11 protein-coding genes are annotated in these 15,687 nt (G+C 69.0%); 6 read left to right on the forward strand and 5 right to left on the reverse strand.

Annotated elements, in window-relative coordinates; genetic code table 11:
* Positions 1 to 47: 47 nt before the first annotated feature.
* The 4 genes from RN901_RS00630 to RN901_RS00645 are packed head-to-tail and all read left to right on the forward strand — an operon-like array spanning position 48 to position 3,687.
* On the forward strand, positions 48 to 962 hold the full coding sequence (locus RN901_RS00630) for a creatininase family protein (RefSeq protein ID WP_310754767.1): 915 nt from the start codon (positions 48 to 50) through the stop codon (positions 960 to 962).
* Entirely contained in the window at positions 959 to 1,801 is an 843-nt protein-coding gene (locus RN901_RS00635) for a hypothetical protein (RefSeq protein WP_310754769.1), read from the forward strand. Before RN901_RS00630 ends, RN901_RS00635 begins: the two co-directional genes overlap by 4 nt.
* A gap of 31 nt (positions 1,802 to 1,832) precedes the next feature.
* Positions 1,833 to 3,230, forward strand: a complete 1,398-nt coding sequence (locus RN901_RS00640; RefSeq protein ID WP_310754771.1) for a cytochrome c — start codon at positions 1,833 to 1,835, stop codon at positions 3,228 to 3,230.
* Positions 3,231 to 3,288: 58 nt separating this feature from the next.
* On the forward strand, positions 3,289 to 3,687 hold the full coding sequence (locus RN901_RS00645) for a VOC family protein (protein WP_310754772.1): 399 nt from the start codon (positions 3,289 to 3,291) through the stop codon (positions 3,685 to 3,687).
* 16 nt (positions 3,688 to 3,703) lie between these two features.
* Here RN901_RS00645 and RN901_RS00650 read toward each other — a convergent pair whose 3' ends face one another.
* From RN901_RS00650 to RN901_RS00670, 5 genes are all read right to left on the reverse strand, one after another.
* Complete coding sequence (locus tag RN901_RS00650) at positions 3,704 to 5,707, reverse strand: ankyrin repeat domain-containing protein (RefSeq protein WP_310754773.1); 2,004 nt, start codon at positions 5,705 to 5,707, stop codon at positions 3,704 to 3,706.
* A 35-nt stretch (positions 5,708 to 5,742) separates the two neighbouring features.
* A complete protein-coding gene (locus tag RN901_RS00655) occupies positions 5,743 to 7,143 on the reverse strand; it encodes a DUF1552 domain-containing protein (protein ID WP_310754775.1) in 1,401 nt (466 codons plus the stop codon).
* A gap of 37 nt (positions 7,144 to 7,180) precedes the next feature.
* Positions 7,181 to 9,613 carry a DUF1592 domain-containing protein gene (locus RN901_RS00660; RefSeq protein ID WP_310754777.1) on the reverse strand — a complete coding sequence of 811 codons (2,433 nt, stop codon included), beginning with the start codon at positions 9,611 to 9,613 and terminating at the stop codon, positions 7,181 to 7,183.
* A gap of 145 nt (positions 9,614 to 9,758) precedes the next feature.
* Positions 9,759 to 10,844 carry a prephenate dehydrogenase/arogenate dehydrogenase family protein gene (locus RN901_RS00665; RefSeq protein WP_310754779.1) on the reverse strand — a complete coding sequence of 362 codons (1,086 nt, stop codon included), beginning with the start codon at positions 10,842 to 10,844 and terminating at the stop codon, positions 9,759 to 9,761.
* A gap of 17 nt (positions 10,845 to 10,861) precedes the next feature.
* Positions 10,862 to 12,211: a sodium-dependent transporter gene (locus RN901_RS00670; protein ID WP_310754780.1), complete on the reverse strand. Its 1,350-nt coding sequence runs from the start codon at positions 12,209 to 12,211 to the stop codon at positions 10,862 to 10,864.
* 191 nt (positions 12,212 to 12,402) lie between these two features.
* Here RN901_RS00670 and RN901_RS00675 point away from each other — a divergent pair, with 191 nt between their 5' ends.
* Positions 12,403 to 13,389, forward strand: coding sequence for a threonine/serine dehydratase (locus RN901_RS00675; protein ID WP_310754781.1), 987 nt, complete (start codon positions 12,403 to 12,405; stop codon positions 13,387 to 13,389).
* A 26-nt stretch (positions 13,390 to 13,415) separates the two neighbouring features.
* Positions 13,416 to 15,665, forward strand: a complete 2,250-nt coding sequence (locus RN901_RS00680) for a DUF5916 domain-containing protein (RefSeq protein WP_310754782.1) — start codon at positions 13,416 to 13,418, stop codon at positions 15,663 to 15,665.
* Positions 15,666 to 15,687 lie beyond the last annotated feature (22 nt).

The following is a 15,687-nucleotide window of genomic DNA, read 5'->3' on the forward strand; positions in this document are numbered from 1 at the left end:
CGTTGGGAGTTGCGGTCGGTCTCCCACGCGCGGAAACGAGGTGTCCCATGAGAAAAGTCCAATCGATCCTTCCCTTGCTCGCGCTGTTCGCGGTCTCCGCCTCGGCGCTGGGGGGGCAGCAGCGGAACATGACGCCGGAGGAGCGCGCGCGGCTGGCCGCGGAACGCGAGCGCCAGGTGCAGGAGGAACTCGTATCCGAGCGGCCGATCGAGGCGTTCGACACGGTGTGGATCGAGGAGATGACGTGGATGGAGGTCCGGGACGCGATGGCGGCCGGGAAGACCACGGCGATCATCACGACGGGCGGCATCGAGCAGAACGGGCCGTACCTCGCCACGGGCAAGCACAACTACGTGCTGCAGGGCGCCTGCGAGGGCGTGGCCCGCGAACTCGGGAACGCGCTCTGCGCGCCGATCGTCAAGCTCGTCCCCGAGGGCGACATCGACGAGCCGTCCGGGCACATGCGGTATCCGGGCACGATCAGCCTGCGGCAGGAGACGTTCGAGGCCGTGCTCGATGACGTGGCCTCCAGCCTCAGGGCGCACGGGTTCGAGCACATCATCCTCTTCGGAGACAGCGGCGGGAACCAGTCGGGCATGGAGGCGGTCGCCGCCCGCCTGAACGAGCGCTGGTACGACGCGCAGGCGCACTTCATCCCCGAGTTCTACCGCTACCGCGACGTCCACCAGTGGATGAACGACGAACTCGGCATCTTCGAGACGGATCCGGAGGGGATCCACGACGACTTCGTCATCACCGCGATCATGATGGTCGAGGACCCGACGATGGTGCGCTACGACGAGCGCGTGGCGGCGGGCCGTGCCAGCATCAACGGCGTCTCGATCGCCCCGAAGGAGGAGGCGATCGCCACCGGCCGGAAGCTGCTCCAATTCCGTGTGGATGAGACGGTGAAGGCGATCCGGGCCTCGATCGAGGCGGGCATGGCGGAAGCGGGGCGATGAGACCTGCCCGAGTCCTGGCGACTGCCGCGGTCGGGGCGGCGCTGTGCGCCGAGACGGTGCCGCTCGCGGGCCAGATCCCCCTCGGCAACCCCAGCGGACGGGGGCAGACCGTGACCCCCGCCTTCGAGGGCTGGTATCCGAACGGGGACGGCACGCTGTCGCTGTCGTTCGGCTACTTCAACCGGAACTTCGGGGAGACGATCGAAATCCCCCTGGGGCCGGACAACACGATCGAACCGTCGGAGTTTCACGGGGCCCAGCCCACCTCGTTCGCCCCGCGGCGCCACTATGGCGTGTTCGTCGTCCGGGTCCCGGCGGATTTCGGCGAGGGGAAGGTCTACTGGACGCTGAGGCTGCGCGGCCAGACGCTCCGCGTCCCGGGTCACCTGCACCGGGACTGGCAGATCGATGCGCTCAAGGGTGAAGCCGGCGACGGGAACACGCCCCCCGCCCTCCGCTTCGGAGCGGGTGAGGAAGGCGCGGGGCCGGCGGGCGCCTGGGGAGACCCCCTCACGGCCCGGGTCGGAGAACCGCTCGACGTGAGCGTCCACGTCCGGGACGACGGCGTGGGTCGGAGCCATTTCGTGGCGGGGAGCCGCGACGGCTCGCCGGTCAACCTCACGTGGTTCAAGCACCAGGGGCCGGGCGACGTGACGTTCGGCGAGCCCACCGCCCGCGTCCCGGCCAGCGGAGCCGAAGCCGCGACCCCCGTCACCTTCAGTGAGCCGGGCGACTACATCCTGCGGGTGCGCGCGAATGACGGTTCCGGCGTCTCCGCCGCCGGCCACGCGCAATGCTGCTGGACGAACGGGTTCGTGCGGGTCATCGTCAACCCGTGACCAGCGGATTCGACGAGGTTCGAGGAGAACGATGATGAGACGGTTCGATCCGACGTCCCCGAGGCGAGCGGCCATCGCGGTGTGCGCGGCACTCGGCGTTCTGAGCGCCGCGGGGCCGGCGCAGGCGCAGGAAAACGAGTCCGTGGAGGTGACCTTCAACCGGGACGTCGCGCCGATCCTTCAGGCGAACTGCCAGGAGTGCCACCAGGACGGCTCGATCGCCCCCATGTCGCTCCTCACGTACCGGGACGCCTACCGCTGGGCCGCGAGCATCCGCGAGAAGGTCTCGAACCGCGTCATGCCGCCCTGGCACCTCGATCCCACGGTCGGGATCCAGGAGTTCCGGAACGACCGCAGCCTGTCGCGCGAGGAGATCGAGACGATCGTCGCGTGGATCGACGGTGGCCGCGTGGAAGGCGATCCCGCGGATCTGCCGCCGCCGGCCGAGTTCCCGGATCCGAACGAGTGGCGCCTCCTCGCTGAGTTCGGGGAACCCGACCTCGTCATCGCATCCGAACCCTACACGCTCGAAGCCGAAACGATGGACAAGTGGTGGCGGCCCGTCACGCCGACCGGCATCACGGAGCCGCGCTGGGTGAAGGCGATCGAGATCAAGCCGGCCGGCAACGACGCGCGTACGATCACTCACCATGTCCTCGCCTTCCTCCAGCAGGACGAGGAGGAGAGCCCCATGAGCGCCGGCATCGTCGAGGCGAGCACGCGCGGGGGCGCGATGGGCGGTCCGGGCCTCTTCATGGAGTGGGCCGTTGGGAAGGAGGGCGAGATCTTCCCCGAGGGCGCGGGCAAGATCATGCTCCCCGGCTCGCGGATTCGCTGGGAGGTCCACCTCCATGCGATGGGCAAGCTCGTCGAGGACAGTTACGTCGAACTCGGCGTCTGGTTCTATCCGAAGGGCGAGGAGCCCCGGAACCGCACCCGGCTCATGTTCTACAACGCCACGGGCCGGACGGGCCTCGACATCCCGCCGGGCGAGATCGCGGTCACGCAGGACTTCCACACGCTGCGCTGGCCGGCCCGTCTGGAGAACTTCCAGCCGCACATGCACATGCGCGGCAAGGCGATGTCGCTCGAGGCGATCTATCCCGACGGCCGCAAGGAGTTGATCAACCAGGTCGACAACTTCCAGTGGAACTGGCACATCAACTACATCTACGAGGAAGACGCCGCCCCGCTGCTTCCGGCGGGGACCACGCTCGTCATCACCGCCTGGCACGACAACACGGCCGAGAATCCGAACAACCCCGACCACGAGCAGTGGGTCGACTACGGGGACCGGACCGTGGACGAGATGGCGCACCTCTGGGTCGACGTGACCTACCTCGATCCCGTGGAGTTCGAAGCCCTCGTCGCCGCCCGCGAGGAAGCGAGGCGGGCCGCGGAGGCTCAGACGAACAACTCGAACCACTAAGCCTCGGCCGGAAGCCGGGCGCCGGAAGCGGACGCCGAAGGTCCGGAGCCGAATGGCCATGACCGGTCAAGGCCTCACGCCGATGCTTGTCGTCCGTGACGTAGCGGCGAGTTCAGCCTGGTACGTCGAACTCTTCGGCTTTGTGAGCGGTCGGGGGGGCCATCACTTCGAGCGGCTCCTGGCGCCGGACGGAAGCATCGAACTGATGCTCCACCACCGCGAGTTCAAGGCTCACCCGGGGATGACGGACCCGGCGGAGGGGATGCCCGGCCGCGGCGTCCTGCTCTACTTCTACACGGAGGACGCCCAGGCCGTGTTCGAACGGGCCCGCGCCATGGGGGCCGACTGCCTCGACGAGCCGCACGTGAACCCGAACGCCTGCTCCATCGAGTTCACGCTACGCGACCCCGACGGCTACGCGATCTCCGTCTCCCAGCGCCTCCCGCGGGACGACTAGTTCGAGAGTCGGTCGCTCAGCAGCTGAGGCAGTTGTGGTTGTTCTTCGCGCCCATGCCCTCCAGGAGGGCGATCGTCTCGAAGAACGGCTGCACGCGCTGGATCGGGCCGTTCGCCATGTCGACCGTCGTCTGGCCGCTGCGGGCCACGATCAGGGGATTGGCGCCCTTGCCCACGAGGTATTCGATCAGCTCGTTGTCGCCGCGCGCCGCGGCGTAGTGGAGCGCCCCGAACCCATCGGAGTCGCGGCCGTTCACGTCCGCGCCCAGCTCCTCGACGAGGTATATGGCCGTGGCCATCCATTCATCGGGCCGATGCCGGTGCTGGTTGCCCGTGCGTGAGCGCCCGTAGCCGTAGCCCGCGGCAGCGACGAGCGGCGGGATGCCCGGGCCTCCGACCTCGACGGGCGGCAGTCCGCTCGGATCCTCTTCCTCTTCCTCATCGTCGGCGGGCCGACGGCGGCGACGCTCAGGCGCCTTCCGCGTCGGCATGTGCGGGTCGGCCCCGGCGGCCACGAGCATCTCCATGGCCGGGATGTCGAGCGCCTTCGCCGCGCGCCAGAAGGGCGTGGCGCCGCTGAAGTTCACGCCCAGCAGGTCGAAGTTGTACGCCGAATACCAGATGTGCGTGTTCACGCGCGCGTTCGGATCCGCCCCGGCAGCGAGGAGCATCTCCATCAGCTCCATGTAGTCGAGTTCCTGCTGGCGGAACGCGGTGGGCTGCGGGTACAGCGCCTTGGGCGCCCAGCGGTTGGCGATCGTCGCGTAGAGCGGCGCCACGCCGTCCTCGCTGGCCAGGTTCGGGTCCGCGCCCTGCTCGAGCAGCCAGGCCGCGAGGTCGTAGTGCCCGTTCACGGTGGCGACGACGAGCGGCGTGCTCTCGTCCCCATCGGTGCGGCCGTCGACGTCCGCCCCCGCCGCGAGGAGGGCCTTGACGGTCTCGAAGTGGCCCTCGCGAACCGCGTAGTGGAGCGCGGTCATGCCGCCCTGCTTGCCGACGATGTCGCTGTAGCTCAGCGGCCGCGGCGCGGGCTCCGCCAGCTCCTCAGCCTCGTCGGCCTCGTCAGTCTCTTCGGCCTCAGCCTCTTCGGCTTCTTCAGCCTCCTCCTCGTCCGCAACGGCCTCGGGCGGATCCTCGCCCTGGCCCGGCGGGGGCTCGTCCGCCGGCGTGTCCTCTGGTGCGGCGGCCGCGGGTTCCTGGCCGGGCGTCGTGCCGGCGCCCTGCGTCGCGGGGGCCGTGCCGGTCTGGTCCCGATCCGCCCGGTCGGCGGCCTCGCGCCGCGTCGGCTCCTGGCCGGACGGCGTGTCCGTGCGGGTGATCCCGACCTCCACGGTCTCACCGCGCGCCTCGGCTTCGGCCTTCCGAATCGCCGTGAGAACCTCTCGTCGCCGTCCTCGGGCTTCGCTGTCCGTGCGCGCCTTCTCGACGAAGTCCAACACGCTCGACGCAATCGACACGTCCGCACCGGCAGCGATCAGCGCCTGCACCGCCTCCAGGCGTCCGGTCGCGGCCGCAAAGTGGAGCGGCGTCTGGCCGTTCGCCCGCTCCTGCGCGTCGACCTCGACCCCGGCCTCGAGCAGGCCGGTGAGGGTCGGCACGTCACCCCCCGCCGCGGCCAGGTGGAGCGGCGTGGCGCCGGTGGTCGTCGCCGCGTTGGCGTCGCTGCCGGCCTCGAGCAGGAGGGCGACCACCTCGGCCCGGCCGTCCCGGCTCGCGAGGTGGAGCGGCGTGTAGGCGCCCAGGCGCGTGGTCGACGCGACGTTGGCCCCGGCGTAGACGAGCACGGACACCATCTCCGCATCGCCCCGCAGGGCCGCCCAGTGCAGCGCGGTCATCCCGTCGCCCTGGGCCGCGTTCACATCCGCCCCATCGCGGAGAAGCGTTCGCACGGACTCCAGGTCTCCGCGCGCCGCCGCCTCGGCGACGGGCGCGTCCATCGCCGTGGCCGCCCACAGCGTGGTCGCGCAGAGCGCGACGAGGACCCCCGCCCGAAGTCCGGCCTTACCGATTCTCTTCAACATCGATCTGCCTCCGACGCTCCGGCCGACCCCGCGACTCAGTCCTGCGCGACCGCCGAGAACGAGAAGTCGCCGGTGCTGTCGCCGAAGCTCTCCATGTCCTCGAGGCCGAGCTTGTGCATCAGGCTCAGCATCACGTTCGCCATCGGCGTCCCGTCCGGCGCCTTGATGTGCATGTTGCCCTCGAGTTCGCCGCCGGCCTTCCCGACCACGAACAGCGGACAACGCTTGTGGTTGTGCAGGTTCGAGTCGCCCATCGGCGAGCCGTACAGGATCATGCTCTTGTCGAGCAGGTTCCCATCGGGCTCCTCGATGCTGGCCAACTTCTCGAGCAGGTACGGCATCATGCTCACGTGGTAGCGGTTGATCTTCTCGTAGTCGATCACCCGCTCCTCGCGGCCGCCGTGGTGCGAGGCCGGGTGGAAGCCGGCGTCCACGCCGCTGCCCGGATACACGCGGCCCGACCCGTCGCGGCCCAGCTTGAACGAGAACACGCGCGTCAGGTCCGACTGGAAGGCGAGGGCCTGCAGATCGAACATGAGATGGACGTGCTCCGCGAAGTCATCGGGCACGCCCGGCGGCGCCTCGGGAATCTCGCGCGTCTCACCGCTCGTGTTGTGCGCCTCGATGCGCTCGATGCGGCGCTCGATCTCGCGGATGTTGTCGAGATACTGGTCCAGCCGCCGCTGGTCCGTGGCTCCGAGATCGCGCTTCAGACCGGCGACTTCCCCCATGATCCAGTCGAGGATGCTGCGGTCCGTGCGCCGGCGCCGGGCCCGGTCCTCCGACGTCCCGCCGGCCCCGAACAACTGGTCGAACGCGGCTCGCGGATCGCGGATCATGGGCAGCGGCTCCGTCGGCGACGCCCAGCTGATCGTGTCCGTGTACACGCACGCGTAGCCGTACGCGCACCCGCCGGCCTGGTCCACGTTCTCGATGCAGAGCTGCATCGACGGGATCGGCGTGTCCTGCCCGAAGCGCTGCGCGTAGTGCTGGTCCATCGAGGTGCCGACGAACACGTCGGAGCCCTCGGTCTGCTTCGCGTGTGCCTGCGTGAGGAAGGTCGCGCTGGACCGGAAGTGGTCGCCGCCGATCTCCTTCGCCGTCTTCGCCTCCGCGTTCTCGATGTCCGTGTTCGAGATGATCGTCAGGTAATCTCGCCACGGCTCGAGCGGGCTCAGGCTGCTCGGCGTGAGGTCGAAGTCGCGCCCCACCTTCTCCGGGGACCACATGAACTGCGACGCGCCCCACTCGTTGCACCCGGCGGCGCCGTGCACCATCTCGATGGCCACGAACCGCTTCACGTCCGTGAGCGACTTCGTGGAGGCCCACAGCCGGCCGGCCGGCAGCATCGCGTCCAGGAACGGCAGCGCCACCGTCGCCCCCACGCCCTTCAGGGCCATGCGGCGGGAGATGTGCTTACCCGTGATGAGTTCCATGCTCACTCCTCCTGATCTGTTCCGCCGGGCGGCTCCCTCAGTGCGTGCCGCCTGCGTCGATATCTTCCTCGGCTACCATCTCCACGGCGCTCATCTGGAAGGGCGCGCTCTTCACGACCTCCATGATGAACGATGTCATCCGATAGTCATCGGCCTCCGCCACGCGTGCGATCTCGCGCACCGTGGGCATGTCGTAGTATTCGATCCGCCGGCCCAGGGCATAGGCCATGAGGTTCTCGATGAAGGTCCGGACCATCGAGTCCTCTCGCTCGAGCAGCGCGGTCCGCAGATCCATCGCGCTCAGGATCGGGGTCCCATCGTAGAGTTCGCCCGACGTGTCCACCGTCCGGCCCTGGTCCTTGATCCGCCATGCGCCGGTGACGTCGAAGTTCTCGAGCGCGAGGCCGATCGGGTCGATCACCCGGTGGCACGACCGGCAGGCCGGATTCGAGCGGTGCATCTCGAGCCGCTCCCGCACGGTCAGGAAGCGTCCCTCCTCCGCCTCGTCCGTCGCCTCGAGGTCGGGCACGTCCGGCGGGGGCGGCGGGGGCGGAGTCCCGAGCAGGACCTCCATCACCCACTTCCCGCGCAGAACCGGCGAGGTGCGGTCCGCGTGCGAGGTCAGGGTGAGAATGCTCCCGTGGCCCAGCAGTCCGCGGCGCGCCTCTTCCGGAATCCCGACCCGGCGGAACTCCTCCCCGGTCACATCCGGAATTCCGTAGTGCCGGGCGAGACGCTCGTTCACGAACGTGTAGTCCGCCGTGAGCAGTTCGAAGAAGGGCGCATCCGAACGCAGGAGATGCTCGAAGAAGAGCTGCGTCTCCTGCAGCATCGCCTCGACGAGCCGATGATCCCAGTACGGGTAGAGCAGCGCGTCCGGGTGGATCTTTTCCAGGTCCTGAAGGCGGAACCACTGGTACGCGAAGCGTGTCGCCATGGCTTCCGACCGCGGGTCGTCGAGCATGCGCCGCGCCTCGGCTTCCAGCACCGCCGGATCCGAAAGGCGGCCCGCGTCGGCCAGCGCCACGAGTTCGTCGTCCGGGTGCGTGCCCCACAGGAAGTAGGAGAGCCGGGTGGCGAGGTCGATGTCGCTCAGACGGTAGATGTCACCGGGCGCCACGTCCGCCGGCATCTCCTCGAGACGGAAGACGAAGTGCGGGCTGGCGAGGACCGCCTGGAGCGCGGTGCGGATGCCGACCTCGAACCCGCCCTCCTCGACACCGAGATCGAAGAACACCATCAGATCCTCGACATCGTCGGTCTCCAGCGGCCGGCGGTAGGCCTTGGCCGCCAGCGTCCTGATGATCTGCCGCGCGCAGGGCCGCTCCTCGTCGGGCGCCGTGGGCCGGCAGGAGAAGATCTGCTTGCGGCTCCGGGTCTCCGAGATGCCGGTGACCGTGAACGGCCCCGTGACGAGGAAGTCGCGCAGGTGCGGGAGCGTCGTCACGCCGTAGGCGCTGCCGATGTTCGAGTCGGCGAGCTTGTAGTCGATCGGTTTGATGAGATCGTTGTCCGGCCCCTCGGCGTTGAGGAGGAAGGCCGCCGTCACCCGCTGCGGACCCGCCCGCACGTGGATCGGATCGGTCTCGATGACCATCCCCTGCGGATCGGACTCCGACATGAACGGGTCGATCTCGAGCAGCGCCACGCGCGCGCCGTCGATCGAAACCTCGATCTTCTCATCCGGGGCCGTCATCCCGTACAGGAACCCCGTCGGACCGGGGTGCATGTCCATCTTGAACACGTACTCCCCGTCGGCCGGGAAGACGTGGATGACGGAGATCCCGCCCCGCGTCCCGAAGGGCGCCCCCTCGGCCCGAACCGCCTGCGACGCCGTCTTCGGCACCTTGTAGGTGACCTGGCGCGGGCCCGCGTCGGGATCGCCGATCGCCATGCGGCTGATCTCGCTCGCCGCCCGCAGATAGCCCTCCATCAGCGTCGCGGACATCATCTGGACGTCGGCGATGTTGTCGAAGTTGTCGCTGATCGTCTCCGTCGGGAGGAACGCCTCCATGTCGACGTCGAGGTCGAGCAGGTCCTGGACCGCGCGTCGGTATTCCGCGCGGTTGAGGCGCTGGAAGGTCCGCGTCCCGGGGTTCGGGTTCGCGTGCGCCGCCGCGTCCATGCGCGTCTCGAGTTCCTCGACCACGGCCGTCAGGGTCGCCGCGTCCGGACGCCGCACGCCGGGTGGCGGCATCATGCCGGCGCGGAGCTTCCGGATCATCTGCTCCGCCGTTTCGGGGTCGGCCTGCGGCTCGGCCGCGTCGAACTCGAGGAAGGAGCGGTTGCCCGCCCGGCGCGAGTCGTTGTGACAGCGGGTGCACACCGTCTGGATGACCGAGTTCGCGACGGTGTCCGGAGCGGGTGCGACCGCAAGGGCGTGCGAAGGCGCGCCGAGCGGCGCATCCTCCCCTGTGACGGCGAGATACAGCGCCGCCGTTCCCAGAGCCGCGATCGCGAACTTCTTCATGTGGACCTCACCGGCTGTCGCCCGAATCCTGCTGGGCAAACACCGCGACCCGGCGCGGCGTTTGGACGCAATAACCCCTCCCCGCATCCAGCCTGTGCAAGATAGGGATTATCAATGTCCGAACGCCAGTCGAACGGGGTCGGATCTATTCCGGGGAACCGCGGGACTCCAGGTAGTCGCGACCGGCCGACATGAGGGCGACGAAGGCCTCCTCATCCCCCGCTTCGACCGCGTCGCGGACCCGTTCCGCAGCCTCCACGAGTTCCTCCAGCGCGACGTCGCCGTACTCGTTCAGCGACTGGATCTCGAAGTACATGTGCGGGTTCTCGCCGGCCAGCGCGCGCGCCACGTCCAACTGCGCCTCGAACGTCGTGCTCGACACGTCCGCCAGGCGCGGCGTCGTTTCGCCGGAGCGCGCCAGCGCCGTGAAGAAGGCGATGTTGAGGGCGTGCGAGAGGCCCAGCACGAACCCCATCACGCGGTCGTGGCTCTCCAGGTCCATGCGCACTTGCGTCGCCATGGTCGAGGCGAAGAGCGCCTCCGCCCCCTCCGTGGCGTCGGGACGGCCCACGTCCACGAAGATGACGTGTTCCCCAGAAAGGAGTTCGGTGTCGGGACCGAACATGGGGTGGATGGACGTGACGCGGACCCCGGCCTCCGCCAGCGCCGTCAGACCGGAGCGCAGCGGACTCTTGAGCGAACCGATATCGAACACCAGGCCCGGCGGTCCGATCTCCGCCAGCCGTTCGAGGATCTCGTTGGCGATGACCATGGGCGTCGCCACGACGATCAGGTCGTGGTCCAGCGACGTCTTCGCCCAATCCGCGTGATCCCCTCCGTCGGGGTCCGCGTTCTCCACCTCGAACCCCTGGGAGGAGAGGAAGCGGACGAACCACCCGCCCATCTTGCCGGAACCGCCGATGACGAGGGCGCGCTTCCCGCCTCCTCTCGCAGCCGCCGCCACGCTGCCCCGTTCCTGCACGGCGAGCGACGAACGGATCAGCGACAGGACGAGATCCTCGGCCAGCCGCGGCGAGAGTCCGAGGTCGCTCGCGGCGCTGCGGGCCCGCTCGATGACGACCTTCTCCTGCCGGTAGTCGCGCGTGGAGGTCTGCGAGGCGCGCTTCCGTTCCCCGATCTTTGCGGAGACCGCCTGCCGCCGGGCTACGAGTTCGAGCAACGCGCGGTCGATGCGCGCGAGTTCGTCTCTGAGTCGATCGAGGTTCGACACGTCTCGCTCCAGGGGTTCTAGCCGCCGGCGATCACCCGGATCGTCTGCCGCAGCGCGATCCAGCTCACGTACGCCAACAGAGGCGGCGCCACGTAGCGAAACAGGAAGCGCGCCGTCGGAATCAGGCGCGCGAACCGGGGCGAGGCCCCGATCCGGAGTTCCTCCTCCGGGTGCTTCATCACCCAACCGACGAGCACCGCGATGGCGAGTACGCCCAGCACGGTGAGGAGTTCCGCGGCGACCTGATCCATGATTCCCAGGGCGCCGAGGGAAAGTGCCGGCGCGATCCCGATCGCCGCGATGAGGAAGCCCGATGTGAGCGTCGCCCGGCGGCGCGTCCAGCCCCGTTCGTCGATGAGGATCGAGGCCGCCACCTCCAGCAGGGAGACCGCCGAGGTGATCGCCGCCACGATCACGGCGATGAAGAACGCGGTCCCCACGACCCTGCCCAGCGCCTCCATCTGCGCGAACGCGCTCGGGAGCGAGATAAAGAGGACGCCCAGCGTGCTCTCCCCCACGTCGTCCGACAGTCCGAGTCCGAACACGATCGGAAAGACGACCAGCCCCGCGACGAAGGCGACGGAGAAATCCGAGAGCGCGATCACGGCGCTCTCGCGGCCGAGGTCGGTGCGCTTCGATAGATAGGAGGAATAGGTGACCATGATCCCCATCCCCACGCTCAGCGAATAGAACGCGTGGGCGGCCGCGCCCTGCAGCACGACGGGATCCAGCAGTTCGCTCAGCGACGGGGAGAGGTAGAAGCGGTATCCCTCCGCCGCGCCCGGCAGCGTCGCCGCCCAGATCGCGAGGCCGATGAGGAGGAGAAAGAGGAGCGGCATTAGCAGCATGCTTGCCCGCTCGATCCCCTTGCGGACGCCGAACACCACGATCCCCACCGTCGCGGCGATCGACACGAGGTGGAAGACGACCGCCGAGGGTCCGGACGCGACCGACTCGTAGCGCCCCGCGGCGTCGGCGTGGAATCCGGTGGTGAGCCCGTCGAGGGCGTAGCGGAGGGCCCAGCCCGTGATGACCGACAGGTAGGCCATGATCACGGTCGACGTCACGAGGAAGAGGAGCCCCGCCGCCGCCCAGCGTCCGCCGCCGACGGAGCGCAGGGCGCCGATCGCGGACCGGCGTGCGCGCCGACCCACGGCGAACTCCGCCAGCATCATCGGCACGCCGATGAGGAACGCCATGCAGACGTAGGCCACGAGGAAGGCCGCGCCGCCGCCCTCCGCCGTCTGGTAGGGGAAGCGCCACATGTTCCCCAGCCCGACGGCGGACCCCACCGCCGCAAGCACGAAACCGGCGCGGGTGCCGAAGCGCTCGCGTGCGGGTTTCGGGGTGTCCGGCGACTGGTTCAAGTGGCGGATCCTCGGCTGGATGTCCGTGCGGGGAGGAGGCTTGAGTGTCGCCGACAAACGCCTCACCCCGCAAGGTGACGGCACTTCCCCGTTGCGTGTCCACTCCGTTCCGGGGATTATCGACCACGCGTCGGCGGACCTGGATGCGGATCCGGCCGCCAGCCCACCGCCCAGCCGAGAGAGACGGCCGAGTGACGCCACACGTCGAGATCCCCGGACTCACGCTGACCCGCGAGGACTTCGAGCGCGCGCGGGAGCACGTCGCGCCGCACATCTATCACACCCCGCTGCTCACGTCGCGCTCGCTGAGCGAGGTCTCCGGGTTCGACATCCGGCTCAAGGCCGAACTCTTCCAGCGCGGAGGTTCGTACAAGGTGCGGGGGCCGCTGAACGTGATGGCCCACATGAGCGAGGAGGAGAAGGCGCGGGGCATCATCTGCTCCTCCGCGGGGAACCACGCGCAGGGCGTCGCGCTGGCCGCCCGCCTGTACGGGATTCCCGCCGTCGTGGTCATGGCCGAGAACGCGACGCCGGCCAAGGTCGCGGCCACGGAGGGATACGGCGCCGAGGTCGTCCTCCACGGGTCGATCTGGGATGAGGCGAACGAGCGGGCGCTCGAACTCGTCGAGGAGCGCGGACTCACGTACGTGCACCCGTTCGACCACCCGCGGCTGATCGCGGGCCAGGGCACGCTGGGCCTCGAGATCCTCGAGGACTGGCCGGAGGTCGAAGTCGTCGTCATCCCGATCGGGGGCGGGGGACTCATCTCGGGTAACGCGATGTCCCTGAAGAGCGTGAACCCCGATATCCGCGTGATCGGCGTGGAATCATCGGGGGCGCCCGCCATGAAGCGCACGGTCGAATCCGGCGAGATGGTCACCCTGGAGACCGTGGACTGCGCGATCGATGGGCTGAAGGTGATGCGGGTCGGCGACAACACGGCGTCCGTCGTGAGCCGTTTCGTGGAGCGCGTCGTCACGCTTCCCGACGAGGACATCTTCGACGCCATGCTGTGGCTGATGACGCGGGCGAAGCTCGTGACCGAGGGCGCGGCCGCGGCGTCGGTCGCCGCGGTCCTCCACGGCCTCGTCGACGCGCCGCCGGGGACGAAGGTCGCGTGTGTTCTGAGCGGCGGGAATCTCGATGTGGAACAACTGCGGGGACTGAGCTGGAACTGAACGGACCGCCGATGAGGACTCGCCACATGTCCCGCACCGCGGCCGCAAGCGGTCTCCGTTTCGCTCCGGTTGTCTCCCTGCTCGGCTCGCTGGTGCCGGCGACCGCCATGGCACAGGAGCCGGGCCAGGAGGGACCGGCACGGATCGCGGTGGAGTCGGCGCCGCGCCCAACGGCCGAGGCCCTGCGTACGGACGCGCCGCCCACCGTGGACGGACGCCTCGACGAGCCCGTCTGGCGGCAGGCTCAACCCCTGACCGGATTCGTCCAGTCCCGTCCCGACACCGGGGCGCCGGCCACCGAGAACACCGTCGTTTACTTCGTGTACGACGACCGGGCCCTCTACATCGGCGCGATCTGCCACGACTCGGAGCCCGACCGCTACTTCATCTCCAGCCTGAAGCAGGACTTCAACAGCGGGTCATCGGACGTCTTCGGCGTGGCGCTCGATACGTACCTCGACCGCCGCAACGGGTTCATGTTCCTCGTGAATCCCGGCGGGGCGCTCAAGGACGTCCAGCTCTTCGACGACAGCCGCTCCGAGAACCAGGCGTGGGAAGGCCCCATCCGCGTCGAGACGACCCGGGATGACGAGGGGTGGACAGTGGAGATCGAGATCCCGTTCTCCACGCTCCGCTTCAATCCCTCGGAGGAGGACCAGACGTGGGGACTCCAGATCCTGCGCCGCATTCGGCGCAAGGCGGAGGATACGTTCTGGGCGCCGCTCGACCGGCGCGATCAGATCCACAAGATGTCGAAGGCGGGGACGCTGACCGGATTCCGGGGCGTGGGGCCGGGACTCAACCTGCGGGTGAAGCCTTACGCCCTCGCGCAGGACCAGACGGGGACGCTGATCGAGGAAGGAAGGGCCGGCACGCAGGCCGACATCGGACTCGACCTCAAGTACGGGGTCACGCCGGGGCTCACGCTCGACCTCACGTACAACACGGACTTCGCCCAGGTGGAAGTCGACCAGGAGCAGGTCAACCTGACCCGGTTCCCGCTCTTCTTCCCGGAGAAGCGGGACTTCTTCGTCGAGAACTCCGGCACGTTCGCCTTCGGCGACCAGTCGGAGCGCAGCTACCGAACCGGCGTCTCGCTGCGCGACTTCACCCTCTTCCACTCGCGCCGCATCGGGCTCACGGGGAGGGGGGAGCCGATCCCGATCCTCGGCGGCGCGCGGCTCACGGGCCGGACGGCCGGGTTCGAGGTCGGCCTCATGAACCTCCAGACCCGGTCCGGCCGCGGCCTCCCGGCCGAGAACTTCTCGGTCATGCGGGCGCGCCGGAGCGTGTTCGGGACGTCGGACGTGGGGGCGATCTTCATCAACCGGCAGGCGACCGGCTCGGACGTCGAGGGAACCCCCGATTTCAACCGCAACGTCGGTTTCGATGCGAACCTGAGGCCGCTCCCGTCGCTGCTCTTCGCCCCGTTCTTGGCCTGGACCGACTCGCCGGATGCCGACGGGAACGCCCTTGCGGGCCGGATGTGGGTCGGCTGGCGCGACGAACTGTGGGACGTGTCCGCGCTGTGGCGCCACGTGGGCGAGGACTTCAACCCGACGGTGGGCTTCGTGCGCCGGCGCGACATCCGCCAGAGTTACGCCACGGTGGGGCTCCACCCGCGGCCGCCGCTGCCCGGCGTGCAGGAGGTCAATCCCTGGGTCGAGCTCGACTACATCCGGGACCTCGAGTCCGTCCTCGTGACGCGGAGACGAACGGCGGGGTTCGGGATCTCGTTCCTGAACGGGAGCGGGCTCACGCTGAACTACACGGACCGGTTCGAACTCCTGCGGGCACCCTTCCGCGTCTCGAAGGACGCGACGATCCCGACCGGCCGCTACGACTTCGGCTCGGGTTCGGTGCAGTACCGGTCGGCGCCGGGCCGGGCGCTGACGGGGTTCGTCCGTGTCGAGCGCGGCGGGTTCTTCGACGGCACGCTGACGTCGCTGTCGGGCGGCCTCATGTGGCGGCCGAGCCATCACCTCTCCGTCGACCTCTCGGCAAACCACAACGACATCTCGCTCCCGGACGGGGCGTTCACGGCGGACGTCTTCGGAGGGCGGGTCGACTACGGCTTCTCGACGAAAGTCTTCGCGAGCGCCTTTGTCCAGTACAATGCGGCCGAGGACCAGTTCGTGACGAACGTGCGCTTCAACTACCTGTACTCGCCGCTCAGCGACGTCTTCATCGTCTACACCGAGCGCCGCGACATGGCCGCCGGCATGACGGTCGAGCGCGTCCTCGCCGCCAAGGTGTCGAAGTCCATCGGCTTCTGACCGTACGAGCGGCCCTGGCCGG

Source organism: Candidatus Palauibacter soopunensis, assembly GCF_947581735.1.
GTDB lineage: Bacteria > Gemmatimonadota > Gemmatimonadetes > Palauibacterales > Palauibacteraceae > Palauibacter > Palauibacter soopunensis.

Bases quoted from the DNA above. Each gene is read 5' to 3' on its own strand.
- RN901_RS00630 (WP_310754767.1), top strand. From the start codon at position 48: ATGAGAAAAGTCCAATCGATCCTTCCCTTGCTCGCGCTGTTCGCGGTC.
- RN901_RS00635 (WP_310754769.1), top strand. From the start codon at position 959: ATGAGACCTGCCCGAGTCCTGGCGACTGCCGCGGTCGGGGCGGCGCTG.
- RN901_RS00640 (WP_310754771.1), top strand. From the start codon at position 1,833: ATGATGAGACGGTTCGATCCGACGTCCCCGAGGCGAGCGGCCATCGCG.
- RN901_RS00645 (WP_310754772.1), top strand. From the start codon at position 3,289: ATGACCGGTCAAGGCCTCACGCCGATGCTTGTCGTCCGTGACGTAGCG.
- RN901_RS00650 (WP_310754773.1), bottom strand. From the start codon at position 5,707: ATGTTGAAGAGAATCGGTAAGGCCGGACTTCGGGCGGGGGTCCTCGTC.
- RN901_RS00655 (WP_310754775.1), bottom strand. From the start codon at position 7,143: ATGGAACTCATCACGGGTAAGCACATCTCCCGCCGCATGGCCCTGAAG.
- RN901_RS00660 (WP_310754777.1), bottom strand. From the start codon at position 9,613: ATGAAGAAGTTCGCGATCGCGGCTCTGGGAACGGCGGCGCTGTATCTC.
- RN901_RS00680 (WP_310754782.1), top strand. From the start codon at position 13,416: ATGTCCCGCACCGCGGCCGCAAGCGGTCTCCGTTTCGCTCCGGTTGTC.